Origin of the sequence: Vibrio sp. EJY3, from assembly GCF_000241385.1 — a bacterium.
Classification (GTDB): Bacteria; Pseudomonadota; Gammaproteobacteria; order Enterobacterales; family Vibrionaceae; genus Vibrio; species Vibrio natriegens.
Genome location: NC_016614.1, coordinates 1,292,851 through 1,306,686, shown reverse-complemented (window position 1 = coordinate 1,306,686; position 13,836 = coordinate 1,292,851). Strand labels below are relative to the sequence as shown.

General features: G+C 45.1%; 12 protein-coding genes. 10 read left to right on the top strand and 2 right to left on the bottom strand.

Going from position 1 to position 13,836, the window contains the following annotated elements:
- Positions 1-19 precede the first annotated feature (19 nt).
- A complete protein-coding gene (locus VEJY3_RS21685) occupies positions 20-952 on the bottom strand; it encodes a LysR family transcriptional regulator (protein WP_014234572.1) in 933 nt (310 codons plus the stop codon).
- A gap of 153 nt (positions 953-1,105) precedes the next feature.
- Here VEJY3_RS21685 and VEJY3_RS21680 point away from each other — a divergent pair, with 153 nt between their 5' ends.
- The 6 genes from VEJY3_RS21680 to gabT all read left to right on the top strand — a co-directional run bounded on the left by VEJY3_RS21680 (position 1,106) and on the right by gabT (position 7,720).
- Positions 1,106-2,545 carry an NAD-dependent succinate-semialdehyde dehydrogenase gene (locus tag VEJY3_RS21680; RefSeq protein ID WP_014234571.1) on the top strand — a complete coding sequence of 480 codons (1,440 nt, stop codon included), beginning with the start codon at positions 1,106-1,108 and terminating at the stop codon, positions 2,543-2,545.
- A 323-nt stretch (positions 2,546-2,868) separates the two neighbouring features.
- Positions 2,869-3,903, top strand: a complete 1,035-nt coding sequence (locus tag VEJY3_RS21675; RefSeq protein WP_014234570.1) for a TRAP transporter substrate-binding protein — start codon at positions 2,869-2,871, stop codon at positions 3,901-3,903.
- A gap of 103 nt (positions 3,904-4,006) precedes the next feature.
- Entirely contained in the window at positions 4,007-4,585 is a 579-nt protein-coding gene (locus tag VEJY3_RS21670; protein WP_014234569.1) for a TRAP transporter small permease subunit, read from the top strand.
- Complete coding sequence (locus tag VEJY3_RS21665; RefSeq protein ID WP_014234568.1) at positions 4,582-5,904, top strand: TRAP transporter large permease subunit; 1,323 nt, start codon at positions 4,582-4,584, stop codon at positions 5,902-5,904. Before VEJY3_RS21670 ends, VEJY3_RS21665 begins: the two co-directional genes overlap by 4 nt.
- Position 5,905: 1 nt before the next feature.
- Complete coding sequence (locus VEJY3_RS21660) at positions 5,906-6,343, top strand: universal stress protein (protein ID WP_014234567.1); 438 nt, start codon at positions 5,906-5,908, stop codon at positions 6,341-6,343.
- A 105-nt stretch (positions 6,344-6,448) separates the two neighbouring features.
- Positions 6,449-7,720: a 4-aminobutyrate--2-oxoglutarate transaminase gene (gene gabT, locus VEJY3_RS21655; protein ID WP_014234566.1), complete on the top strand. Its 1,272-nt coding sequence runs from the start codon at positions 6,449-6,451 to the stop codon at positions 7,718-7,720.
- 115 nt (positions 7,721-7,835) lie between these two features.
- On the opposite strand, the gene VEJY3_RS21650 is transcribed toward gabT, so the two are convergent.
- Positions 7,836-9,095, bottom strand: a complete 1,260-nt coding sequence (locus VEJY3_RS21650) for an SRPBCC family protein (RefSeq protein WP_014234565.1) — start codon at positions 9,093-9,095, stop codon at positions 7,836-7,838.
- A 326-nt stretch (positions 9,096-9,421) separates the two neighbouring features.
- On the opposite strand from VEJY3_RS21650, the gene VEJY3_RS21645 reads away from it, so the two are divergent.
- The 4 genes from VEJY3_RS21645 (at position 9,422) to VEJY3_RS21630 (ending at position 13,825) form a co-directional block, all read left to right on the top strand.
- Entirely contained in the window at positions 9,422-10,537 is a 1,116-nt protein-coding gene (locus tag VEJY3_RS21645; RefSeq protein WP_014234564.1) for a hybrid-cluster NAD(P)-dependent oxidoreductase, read from the top strand.
- A 432-nt stretch (positions 10,538-10,969) separates the two neighbouring features.
- Complete coding sequence (gene glyA, locus VEJY3_RS21640) at positions 10,970-12,232, top strand: serine hydroxymethyltransferase (protein WP_014234563.1); 1,263 nt, start codon at positions 10,970-10,972, stop codon at positions 12,230-12,232.
- A 41-nt stretch (positions 12,233-12,273) separates the two neighbouring features.
- Entirely contained in the window at positions 12,274-13,527 is a 1,254-nt protein-coding gene (locus VEJY3_RS21635) for a sarcosine oxidase subunit beta family protein (protein ID WP_014234562.1), read from the top strand.
- Between the two features lie 13 nt (positions 13,528-13,540).
- Entirely contained in the window at positions 13,541-13,825 is a 285-nt protein-coding gene (locus VEJY3_RS21630; protein ID WP_014234561.1) for a sarcosine oxidase subunit delta, read from the top strand.
- Positions 13,826-13,836: the final 11 nt, after the last annotated feature.

The following is a 13,836-nucleotide window of genomic DNA, read 5'->3' as shown; positions in this document are numbered from 1 at the left end:
AAGCTAATTATAACTTTTCTTATGCACTCTGCTTTCGGTAAAAGTCGCGCATGGTTTTTATAAACAATGAGCGCACCTTATTGATTGAATGGGTCTTTTTGGTGATCGCCATTATTTCTACATAATAGTGTCTTGTATCTGGGGCGATCGGCACAAGTTCTCCATTATCGACATAGGGCTTGGCGTAGTTTTCTGGCAAGTAACCAATAAATCTGGACGAGAGTATCAACGCCATTCGAGATTCGTAGTTATACGCCGTGGCTTTTAAGTTCATTTTAGATAAAGGAGAGTGGAGGAGCTCCTGTGGCTTTAATCCTGCGTAAACGACAGGGAAGCCGTTGATAATGTCCTCAGAAAGCTCTTTCTCAGACAGTTTGGCAAGAGGGTTATCTTTGCTGGCATAAAGGTAACAAATATCGGTATAGATGTGTTCGTATTCCAAGCCATCAAGCTCACGGTGAAAAGGGATAAAACCGATATCGGCTTCTTCTTGTAGCACTTTGCGTTCTATTTCCGTCATGCGAGCCACTTCGGCCGTTAGGTAAACTTCTTTGGCGATGCTGGAGAAGTTACGGATCACTTCAGGCATCTTCGCCCTATTATCCAAACTTATGTTATCGCTAAATAGCACTTCTAAGCTGCCAGACGGTTGAATGTCGAGATGGTTAATGGTGTTACGAAAGTCCTCAAGCTCCCCCAGTAACTTTACTGTTGCCTCGTAGACTACGGCGCCTTCTTCCGTTAGAGCAAACCCGGATCGTCCACGACGACATAAGACGAGATTTAATCGAGATTCGAGATTAGATATGTGAATACTGATTGTAGAGCGGCTCACGTTGAGCTCAGTTTCTGCAGCGGAAAAACCACCGCAATCAGCGACGACTTTAAAAATTTTCAGTTGTTTTATTTCGTAGTCACCAATGTGACCAATAGGTACGGCGTTTCTGGTCATTGTTTTATGCTCGTAAAACTTTATGTTTATCGAGGAATATTTATATGCCTCAATAGATTGTTATCATTAGGTTAAGTTCCATCGCTATTTTGCGCGATTTGGCTTTTTATATCTTTGACATTGTTAATGTTTATAACAGTAGGAATAGAACTAATGACAGATTTGATCTTATCCCGTGGTTTTATCAATGGGGAGTGGGTTGAAGCGCACGATGGCAAGCAAGTCGATGTAATAAACCCATCCACAGGTGCGTTAATTACTTCTGTCCCTGATATGGGGAAGGAAGAATCGGAAGCCGCTATCATGGCCGCTCATTCAGCATTTAAAGAATGGCGCACTACCACCGCGAAACACCGTGCTGGATTACTTAAAAAGTGGTTCGATTTAATTATCGAAAACGCAGAGCAACTCGCTAAGATACTTACGACAGAGCAAGGTAAGCCATATAAAGAGGCTTATGGTGAAGTGCTTTATGGCGCGTCGTTTATTGAATGGTTTGCCGAAGAAGCGAAGAGAATGTACGGCGATGTGATTCCGTCAGGCAATCCAAACAATCGTTACATGACTATCAAGCAACCTATTGGTGTCGTTACTGCGATTACGCCATGGAACTTTCCAGTCGCAATGATCACTCGTAAAGTTGGCCCAGCCCTGGCTGCGGGTTGTACTGTCGTGATTAAGCCGGGTGAAGACACACCGCTATGTGCGTTAGCAATGGTAAAACTTGCCGAGCAAGCGGGTATACCAAAAGGTGTGGTTAACGTTGTGACAACTTCTCGTCCTGCTGAAGTCGGCGATGTACTGTGTTGCCACCCTCTAGTAAGCAAAATCTCTTTCACAGGATCAACGGCTGTTGGAAAGCTGATTCTTCGCCAAGCCGCTGATACGGTCAAAAAAGTGTCTTTAGAACTCGGAGGCAACGCGCCATTTATAGTTTTTGATGATGCAGATATTGATAAAGCGGTTTTGGGTGCCGTGATTTCTAAATACCGTAATGCAGGGCAAACCTGTGTCTGTACCAACCGATTCTACATCCATGATGCTGTGTACGATGAGTTCATGGATAGATTCACTTCAGCAGTGAAAGCACTCAAGATAGGTGATGGTTTAGTCGAAGGTACTGAGATCGGTCCGCTAATCAATCAAAAAGCGTTTGAAAAAGTATCGAGTTTGGTAGAAACAGCAATAGAGCAAGGCGCAACGTTAGCGTTAGGTGGCCAGGGGCTGGAGAACGGTCAGCAGTTTTATCAGCCAACCATTCTAACCGAAGTGACTGAAGCGATGGATATTGCTCATCAGGAGCTGTTTGGTCCGATTTCAACCATCTTCCGATTTAATGACGAACAGGATGTGATTCGTCGTGCCAACGACACGCCATATGGCTTAGCAGCTTATTTCTATACACGAGATCACCGCCGCGTATGGCGCATGAGTGAAGCGCTTGAGTATGGGATTCTTGGTATCAACGAAGGCATTATTTCGACGGAAGTTGCGCCATTTGGTGGTGTGAAGGAGTCGGGATGTGGGCGTGAAGGTTCTAAATATGGCATTGAAGACTATTTGGAAATCAAATACCTATGTCACGGAATTTAACGAGTCCTCCACTCAATGTGAGAAACACTCAGTCTTTATTTTAAATGATTTACCCTAAGCAGTTCTTTTCCATATATTTGATAAAAATATTTTGCAGCACTTCGAGTGCTGCTTTTTTTTGTTTTAAAAACAGGTAATTCGCCGTGAGGTCGTTATCCCATCTCATTGGTTTGATGGCTGTAAAACTTTAGGTGAAAAAATATGAATTTAACGAATGTGATTAAAACGTAACAATGCTTAACGTGACTGTAACAAGGAGTGACGAGTCACTTCTCATTGTTTCTGGCTGCGTCAGAGCAAAAAATAATCCAAGGAGAAAGTTTATGTTTAAAAACTTAGGAAAGCTGAACAAAGGAAGCCTGGCAAAGATTGTTGCTGCTTGTTCTCTTGCAATTTCAAGCACTTTATTCACGGTTCCTCAAGCTTTTTCAGCTGAACATAATTGGCGTTTTGTAAACCTATACCCACGTGGTACGGCATACGGTGAAGTGTACAAAGACTTTGCTGATAACATTGAAGCGATGTCAAACGGTCGTATTTCTGTTCAGGTCATGTACTCAGGTGAAGGTGTAGGGCAAACGGGTGTTCTTGGCTCAGTAAAATCAGGCTTGATAACAATGGGTGCTCCTTTCCAGCCAATGCATGCAGGTGAATTCCCAGCGGGTGTTGTGGAAGTTGGTTTGCCAGGTATGACCGATGATGTTGGTGAACTTAGCGCGCTGTTTCATGAAAAAGGCTGGGGAGAAGTCCTGGAAGAAGCATATGACAAGCAAAACCTAGTTTGGCTTGAACCTTACATCCAGCTACCCGTTTATGTCCTAACGAAAGAACCAATCAATTCTATTGAAGATTTCCAAGGTCTGAAGATTCGTGCTCCTGGTGCATACGGCAAATTCTTACGCAATTTGGGCGCATCGCCTGCGTCACTCTCTTACAGCGAAATTTACACCAGTTTAGCCACGGGCGTTATTGATGGCTCGATCGGCAGTAATATTATTGACCACCGTGACGGTAACCACGTTGAAGTAGCGAAGTACATGTACCGCCTACCAATTGCTGGCGCGCAAACTTTACCGATTGTGGTTAACAAGGGTGCATGGAACAAACTATCGGATGATTTGAAAGCGATTGTTCGAGCGGCAAGTGCGGTTCATGCCCGTGAGCAGATGACTAAATCTCGTCTTTGGGAATCACAAGCTATCGCAGAAATGGAAGCGAAAGGCATGAAGTGGAGCCCTGAGCCGAGCGAGCAAGACAAAGCGAAATGGAACGAAAGTGCAGGTTCACTTTGGAAAGAATATGCAGATTCTGACAAGTACAGCCAGCGCCTAATTAAGATCGTTCAAGACACCCAATAACGCACTTTAGATGATTTCGCTGGGGGAATCTCTCCGGTTGAATCAGCACTCAAGGGGGAAATACCTTCCCCCTATCTCTTTCACATTGTTATAGGTGATGTCTATGTTGATTAGAGTATTAAAAATCTACTGTCGCGGAATTAATCAGATAATTTATTGGATTGGCCTTTCTGCCTCCATCTTAATGCCTGTTCTCGCTGCTACCGTTGCCTTCGAAGTCTTTTCTCGTTATGTGCTCGGCAGTCCAACTATTTGGGCGTATGACGTTTCACTTTTCTTATTCGGGTATATAGCGGCGTTGGGTGGGGCACTGGCTCAACAAAATAAAGCTCATATTAATGTGGATGTGCTGTACCTGTCGGTATCTAAGCGTGTCCGTTCGTTATTTAACCTTGTGTCTTATTCATTGGCCATATTCTTTCTCTGTGTGGTTTTAATGATGGCACTGGGCAAATTTGAAGAAGCTATCGAGTTTAATTATCGTCGCCAGTCTGAGTGGGCGCCTTCTATGGCACATTTCTGGGTGATGATGATTGTCGCTTGTGGGGCGTTTATCGTGCAGTTTACCAGCGACATTATTCAAGACCTTTACTACCTGGTAACAGGTAAAGCGCTTATCGAACAAGTTCCTGAAGAACGTGAACAAAAAGAGACACTAGTAGACTCAGCGGAGGGCATATGAGTATTGAAGTTCTTACGCTGTTATTGGTCGGTTGTATTCTATTTACCTTTGCTCTAGGTGCCCCAGTCGGCCTTGCTTTGGGCGGAATTGCGATGGGGATAGGTTACCTTACTTGGGGTGAAGGCATCTTCAACCTGGTTCCAACAACCATTGAGAGCAACTTTTTTAGTTTTATTCTGCTGGCCATTCCTCTGTATATCTATATGGGACAATTGCTGACCCGTTCCGGAATTGGCGACGCGATGTTTAACGCCAGTCAAATGGTTATTGGGCGTATTCGCGGCTCACTTGCGGTCAGTGTGATCGGGGTGTGTTCCATGATTGGCGCTATGGTCGGCATTATCGGGGCAGGGATCATGACGTCAGGTAGCATTGCGTTAAAACCAATGCTCGAGCGTGGCTATGATAAAAGGCTGGCTCTTGGTGTCATCATGGCTGGTGGTGGATTGGGAATTTTGATCCCACCAAGCATACCGATGATTATGTACGCAGCGACGACCCAAAACTCGGTCGGTCGTATGTTCTTAGCAGCAATCATTCCAGCTCTTATCTCTATCGTTTTGCTGATGTCTTACGTGATCATTAGCTGCAAGCTTAATCCGAAAAAAGCACCGCTAGGCACGGGCAGTGAAAGCAAAATGACGGGTAAAGAGAAATTCACGACGGCACGTGATGGTCTTTTTTCTCTGTTACTGATCGTGGCGGTATTGGGCAGCATTATTACTGGTATTGCTACGCCAACAGAGTCGGGTGCGATCGGGGTTGTTGGCGCGATCATACTTGCTATTGTTTTTAAACGATTCCGTTTCGAGATGTTCAAATCATCAGGGTTTGAAACTGCGATGCTGGTCAGCGTGTCGATGTGGATCATTTTAGGCGCGTCACTATTTAGTAACTTCCACATGTTAAGTGGCGTGCAAAATATGGTGGCGCAAATCACTGAGGATCTGGGCTTACCGCCTTGGGGCGTGATTATCTTAATGCAGGTGATCATGTTACTGCTTGGCTTCATTATTGATGAATTGATCATCGTTTTGATGTGCGCGCCGTTGTTTACGCCTATCGTCGTGTCTCTGGATTATGACCCGATCTGGTTCGGTATTTTGATGATCCTAAACATTGAAATCGCAGTGCAAACGCCGCCTTATGGTTTCGCGCTGTTTTATCTGAAAGGAATTTCACCTCCTGGCGTCAGTATGATGGACATCTATCGCTCGATTCTTCCGTTTATCGCTCTAAAGCTGTGCGTATTGATTCTGTGCATGATGTTCCCTGAAGTGGTGATGTGGTTACCAAACACAGTGATGGGAGTAAATTAATATGAGCCTCAAGCGAATTCTAATGCCAGTTGACCTTTCGTATCCTGATGTAGTGAAAAAAGAGGTCGACATGGCGCTTAAGCTGATAGACGAACAAGGTGTCATCGACATGTTGTATGTCGATGAGGCACGGGTGCATCACAGTATGGTACCGACTGCATCTGGAAGTGCTTTTTCAGCTCAACATCAAAGTGCCTTTGATTGTGTACAGACGATGTTAGAAACCTACGTGCCAAAACAACATCGTGGCAAAGCGATTGTTCGTAATGGTGTGGTGTTTGATGAAGTGTTGCTGCAAGCCAAATATTCTCAAGTGGATGCCATTGTTATGGCATCCGCAAATCCGAATTTTCGCTCATATTGCTTAGGTTCTAATGCCGCAAAGATAGTTCGCCATTCTCACTGTTCGGTGTTTGTGGTGAAAGGCGATCCTACTTAACGATTCTTCGCGTTTAGCTAACGCATACAACAATAAATAGAAACTAAAGTCGCCAAAGGGAATCATTCCTGGCGGAGGTATATGTACAACTCAAGGAATACAAAAATGACTAACCAACAACTACACGAGAGAAGAAATCAGGTATTTTCTAACGGTATGGGTGCACTTTACCCACTGTATGTTGCCAAAGCTGAAAACGCCCTAATCTGGGATGTGGAAGGCAATAGATATATCGATTTTGCGGCGGGTATTGCGGTAAACAATACGGGTCACGCCAACAAGCGTATTACTGAGGCAGTAAAAGCACAGTTAGATAACTTTTCTCATACCTGCGCTTTGGTGACACCTTATGAATCGTTTGTTGAGTTGGCAGAGAAGTTAACTCAAATCGCACCGGGCGACTCAGAAAAGAAAGCGATTTTCCTGACTACAGGCGCAGAAGCCGTGGAAAACGCGGTAAAAGTGGCTCGTGCACACACTGGTCGTAGCGGCGTGATTGCATTTAAAGGTGCTTTCCATGGTCGTACTAACCTGACGATGGCACTAACGGGTAAAGTTGCGCCGTACAAAGCGAGTTTTGGTCCGTTCCCTGGTGAAGTCTTCCATGCACCGTACCCGAACGAGTTCCACGGTGTATCTGTAGAACAGAGCTTGCAAGCACTTGAGGACCTATTTGCTTGTGATATCGAAGCAGCACGTGTTGCGGCGATCATCTTCGAACCAGTACAAGGTGAAGGCGGATTCTACCAAGCGCCAGTTGCCTTCGCGCAAGGCTTACGTGATATCTGTGATAAATATGGAATCATGTTGATTGCAGATGAAATCCAAGCGGGCTTTGCACGTACTGGTAAAATGTTTGCAACTGAGTACTTGGGTATCGAACCAGACATGGTGACCATGGCAAAAGGCATTGCTGGTGGCTTCCCAATTTCAGCCGTGGTTGGTAAAGCTGACGTTATGGACTCAGCACCAGCAGGTGGTCTTGGTGGTACCTATGCAGGCTCTCCGATGGGCTGTGTTGCTGGTCTGGAAGTGTTAAAGATCATTGAAGAAGAGCAGTTGTGTGCAAAAGCGATCGGTATTGGTGAAGTTGTTAATGCACGTATGACCAAGCTACAAGAGACGGTTCCACAAATCGGTCAGGTACGTACGATTGGCGCGATGATGGCAATCGAGTTCACTGATCCAGAATCTGGCAAGCCACTACAAGATCTTACTAAGGCAATCATTAGCAAGGCGCAAGAGAATGGTGTGATATTGCTTTCTTGTGGCGTAAAAGCGAACGTAATTCGTCTACTTCCAGCATTGACCATCGAATCTGAAATACTAAGCGAAGGCTTGGATAAACTAGAGAAAATCATCAAAGAACTGGTTTAAGTTGCTCAAATTTCTGAGCTCTTTTTATTCAGTTCAGGAGAGGCAATAGTATAAAAAAGCCCCATCGTGAGATGGGGCTTGGGTTATGGAGCACGGTATAGACAAGTATTGTAGATTACAACTTTTCCTGGATTCGTTCTGCGTACCAGTTGATGAAATCAATAACACCAAACTCAAAGGTTTCCGAGTAAGGTCCTGGCTCGTAACTTAGCGAGTTGATACCACGTTGGTTCTCTTCGCCAAGTCGACGGTCTTGTTCGTTTGTTGCGTCCCAAACACGACGTAGGTTTTCTGGGTCGTAATCCACACCTTCAATCGCATCTTTGTGAACAAACCACTTAGTCGTTACCATCGATTCTTGCGCTGAGATTGGCAGAACGCGGAATACGATAAAGTGATCACTTTGCATGTGGTTCCACGAGTTAGGCAGGTGCAAAATACGTAAAGAGCCTAACTTATCATTCTTGATGCGACCCAGCATTTTCTTCGAACCAGCCGAACCATCGATGGTCATTACAGACGTCCCTTCTTTCAAAGGCATACGTACCAGGCGGTTTCTGCGACCATATTTTTTATGCTCGTGCGGGATAGATTCTGCATCCCACTCTGCAGCCATACGCTCGTAGTAGTCTAAGAATTCTTTTGGAGCACGTGGATCGTTCGTGTCATCCCACTCCAGAAGTGTGTTTAGCAGTTCTGGGTGGCTACCGCTGCAGTGGTAACATTCACGGTTGTTTTCTAGAACAAGTTTCCAGTTCGCTTTTTCATACATGTTTGATTCAACGGCAAGCTTGGTGTTCTCAACGTCGTACGGTTCCATGTATTCTTCAAGTGTCGCCAGGAACTCATCAAAATCTGATTCTGGTGGCTGTTCACCAAGGCAGATAAAGATAAAGCCACCCGCCGTTTTGCAGTGAACAGGTTTAAGTTTGTGCTTCTGCATATCAAACTCATCGCCCATCTCAGTGCCAGCGAATAGCAAGTTACCTTTCGTATCGTATGTCCACTGGTGATAAGGACAAACTAAGTTGGCCACTTTCCCTCTGTGTTCCAAGCAAATACGAGAGCCGCGGTGACGACACGTATTGTGGAACGCGTTGACTTGTCCATCAGCGTCACGGACGATAAGGACAGGGCTTTGCGCGATCTCTACCGTAAAGTAGTCACCTTTTGACGGTATTTCACTCGTCATGCCAACGAATAACCATTCCTTCTGAAAGATCTCTTCGACATCAATTTTGAATAGAAGTGGATCGTTATATAACGGACGTGGTAGTGAATAATTAATACGACGCTCTTCGAGCATTTTTTTCATTTCTGCTCGTGCTACTTCTAAGCTCGAGTAACTGATGTTGAGAATATCGTTTTGTGTCATTGTCTATCTTCTTCTAGAAAATGTGGACGATACGCCCTACTAGGGGGCTTCCATGCGTTTTTGGCCAACAGCCTTACTAAAAGTGGGTAAATGTTTGGCTCGCAGATATCCTGCCATTATTGGCATGTTAAGAAGTGGTCTAAATGCGACATTGAGTGAGCCTATTTGAGACACGCAATAAACTATTTTCCCTTACGTGACCGTTTTGGATAACTCCGTGTCGTTAATGGATAACTCGAATAGTCAATAATACCCAAAATAAGCACAACCCATGGAGGGAATCCACCAAATACACCGTTGCGGAGAAGCCGGATATGAATACCCCAATGAACTCTCTAGCCACCAGTGGCTCTTTTATACCTGTTGAAACTCAAATTTGGGATAACGGTCGTCACGCAGTTCGTTGCGTAAAAACCATTCAAGAAACTTGGGACACCAAAACTTTTTGTTTTATGGCTGAACAGCCGACCATGTTTTTCTTTAAGCCTGGCCAATTTGTCACGCTTGAGCTTGAAATCGAAGGTGAGCAAGTCTTCCGCTCTTATACCATTTCGAGTTCGCCTTCAGTCCCTTACAGTTTTTCGATCACGGTAAAACGTGTTCCGGGTGGATTTGTGTCTAACTGGATCCACGACAACCTGGAAGAAGGTTCTGAACTGGCAGTTCATGGACCAGTTGGGGCATTCAATAGCATTGACTTCCCGGCAGAGAAAGTACTTCTGCTATCTGGTGGGGTAGGTGTAACGCCACTCATGTCTATGGCTCCCTGGATTTATGATACCAATAGCGACGTTGATGTGACTTTCGTGCACAGTGCTCGAACGCCACGCGACATCATCTTCCACCGTGAGCTTGAATTTATGTCATCTCGCATCTCCAATTTCCACTTGCATCTGATTTGTGAGCGTTTGGAGTCAGGACAAAACTGGTCGGGATACCGTGGGTATTTAGATGACATCAAACTATTAATGATCACACCTGATCTGCATGAACGCGAGATTTTTTGTTGTGGTCCAACGCCATACATGCGCGCGGTAAAATCTATCCTTGTCAAACTAGGTTTCAACATGGAGCACTACCATGAAGAAGCATTTGGTGAGGCTCCTGCAGGCGTAGAAGAACAAGCGGTTCAAGATGCTGAAATTGCAGCAGAAGAAGCGGAACTATTGACTGAAAGCGATTTAATCGAAGTCATGTTTACCGAAAGCGACAAGCAAGTTCAGGTTGCGCCGGGTGAAACCGTCCATGCTGCCGCAGCTAAAGCAGGGCTTACTATTCCAAAAGCTTGTGGTATGGGTATTTGCGGTACATGTAAAGTTAAGAAAGTCAGTGGAGATGTTGAAATGAGCCACAACGGTGGTATCACTGATGAAGATGTCGCAGACGGCTACATTCTTTCTTGCTGTAGTGTTCCTAACGGAAACGTTGTTATCGAATGCTAATCAATTAGCAGAAAATTATTACCTTAATTTCAGTGCTTAATTCAAACAATAAGTGGTTATAAATTTATTTTATAAAATTTATTGCGCTCATTTATTTGAATTAAGGACTGAAGCCCTGCGCTCTAAATATCATTGTTAATAAATGTATTAATAATGATATTTTGGAATGTGGACAAGGAGGTGTATATACAAATAGTCATTGATTTTTATCGGGATTTTGGCAGAGCGCAAGCTCTGCTTTTTTTATTTAAAAATAAATTAAATGATGTCGCAAATCCGCAGATTTTGTCGTATTTACGCAAGCGCAATATTACGAATTAATTACTATTGAGTTGTCGATTAGGTTTTCATTGTAACGATTTTGAATTCAATGTCGTGCGGCAAACCTGATGCCTAAACAGGGAAGCGAGATTCCAGTATCAAGGAGAAGATATGTTTAACACTACTCAAAACATCGAAGCGTACGACAGTGAACTATGGTCGGCGATTGTAAAAGAAGAACAGAGACAAGAAGACCACATTGAGCTGATTGCTTCTGAAAACTACACCAGCCCACGAGTGATGCAAGCTCAAGGTAGTAAACTAACCAATAAATACGCTGAGGGTTACCCGGCAAAAAGATACTACGGTGGCTGTAAATTCGTTGATGAAGTAGAAGTATTGGCGATTGAACGTGCAAAACAACTGTTCGGTGCGGAATACGCGAACGTACAACCACACTCAGGGTCACAAGCAAACGCTGCCGTGTACATGGCTCTTTGTGAACCAGGTGACACAGTACTAGGCATGAGCCTTGCTCACGGTGGTCACTTGACTCACGGTTCGCACGTTAACTTTTCAGGCAAAATTTACAACGCTGTTCAATACGGTCTAAACGCTGAAACGGGTGAAATCGACTACGAACAAGTTGAACAACTAGCTCTTGAGCACAAGCCTAAAATGATCGTTGCTGGTTTCTCAGCATACTCACGTGTCGTTGACTGGCAACGTTTCCGCGATATCGCGGACAAAGTTGGCGCTTACCTATTCGTTGATATGGCGCACGTAGCGGGATTAGTTGCAGCTGGTGTTTATCCAAACCCAGTACCTTTCGCGGATGTTGTAGCAACCACAACACACAAAACGCTACGCGGTCCACGCGGTGGTTTGATTGTTTCTCGCGACGCTGAACTAGAGAAAAAGATCAACTCTGCTGTTTTCCCTGGTGGTCAGGGTGGCCCTCTAATGCACGTGATTGCGGCAAAAGCAGTAGCGTTTAAAGAGGCGTTAGAGCCAGAATTCGCTGAATACCAGAAACAAGTTGTGGCTAATGCTCAGGTAATGGCGAAAGTATTTATCGAGCGTGGTTTCGACGTTGTATCGGGTGGTACAGACAACCACTTATTCCTGTTGAGCCTAATCCGTCAGAAGCTGACAGGTAAAGCGGCAGACGCAGCACTTGGCATGGCGGGTATCACCGTAAACAAAAATGCTGTACCGGACGACCCACAATCTCCATTCGTTACTTCAGGCCTGCGCATTGGTACGCCAGTGATTACAACGCGTGGTTTCGGTGAAGCGGAATGTGAAATGCTAGCAGGTTGGATCTCAGACATTCTTGATGTCCTTGATGACCCGCAAGCGCTGGCAAGCACGATTGAAGTCGTAGGAAGCAAAGTGCAGTCACTATGCCGTGATTTCCCAGCATACCAATAGAAAACGGTATTTGACTTTAGCTGAAATGAAGGAATAGACAAATGCAGCATTATTCAGGTTTTGGTCTACTTAAACACTCTCTTTCCCATCACGAAAATTGGCAAAGTGTCTGGCGCAATCCTACGCCTAAGAAAAAGTATGACGTCATTATTATTGGTGGCGGTGGTCATGGATTAGCGACCGCTTACTACTTGGCAAAAGAACATGGCATTACTAACGTTGCTGTCATTGAAAAAGGTTATTTAGGTGGTGGTAATACCGCGCGTAATACAACCATCGTTCGTTCTAACTACTTGTGGGATGAAGCTGCATTTCTATATGAACACTCACTGAAATTATGGGATGGCTTATCACAAGACCTGAACTACAACGTGATGTTCTCTCGTCGTGGCTGTCTCAACCTGGGACACACGCTGCAAGACATGCGCGATATCGAACGTCGTGTTGCAGCAAACCGTCTGAACGGTATCCAAGGTGAAGTACTTGATACACAACAGGTTAAAGAACTTGTTCCGCATATGGATTGTTCTGAGAACACTCGTTACCCAATCCTTGGTGCGTCATGGCAGGCAAACGCTGGTGTAGCGCGTCACGATGCCGTTGCATGGGGCTTTGCTCGCGGTGCAGACAGCATGGGTGTTGATCTGATTCAGCAAACTGAAGTGGTCGACATGATCATCGAAGATGGCGCGATTGTTGGTGTGAAAACGAACCGTTACGGCAACATCATGGCTGACAAAGTTGGTTGTGTGGTTGCAGGTAACTCAGGCGTGCTAGCGAAAATGGCTGGCTTCGAAATGCCATTAGAATCGCACCCATTGCAGGCACTTGTATCAGAGCCGATTAAACCAATTCTGGACACCGTTGTGATGTCGAACCACGTACACGGTTACGTCAGCCAATCAGACAAGGGTGACTTGGTTATCGGTGCAGGTATCGATGGCTACAACGGTTACGGTCAACGCGGTTCTTACTCGACCATCGAGCATACCGTACAAGCGATTGTTGAAATGTTCCCAATCTTCTCCCGTGTACGCATGAACCGTCAGTGGGGTGGCATTGTTGATACAACAGCGGACGCTTGTCCAATCATGACCAAAACACCGGTTGAAAACTTATTCTTCAACTGTGGTTGGGGTACGGGTGGATTTAAAGCGACTCCAGGGTCAGGCAACGTATTCGCAGCCAGCTTGGCTAAAGGCGAAATGCATGAACTGGCTAAACCTTTCTCAATGTTCCGCTTCAACAATGGTGCATTGATCGACGAACACGGTGCTGCGGGCGTAGCGCACTAACAGGAGAAGAATTATGTTTCTGATTTATTGCCCTCACTGCTGTGAGTATCGCGAAGAAGAAGAGTTCCACCCAAAAGGTCAAGCTCACATTACACGTCCAGTCGATGCGGACAGCTGCACAGATGAAGAATGGGGCCAATACCTATTCTTCCGTAAGAACCCAAGAGGCCTTCACCACGAAATGTGGGTGCACTCAGCGGGGTGTCGCAAGTTTTTCAATATGACGCGTGATACACAGACTTACGAAATTAAAGAAGTCTACAAGATTGGAGAGCAACCTTCACTGGCTGCAGAGTAAGGAGTGTTAAG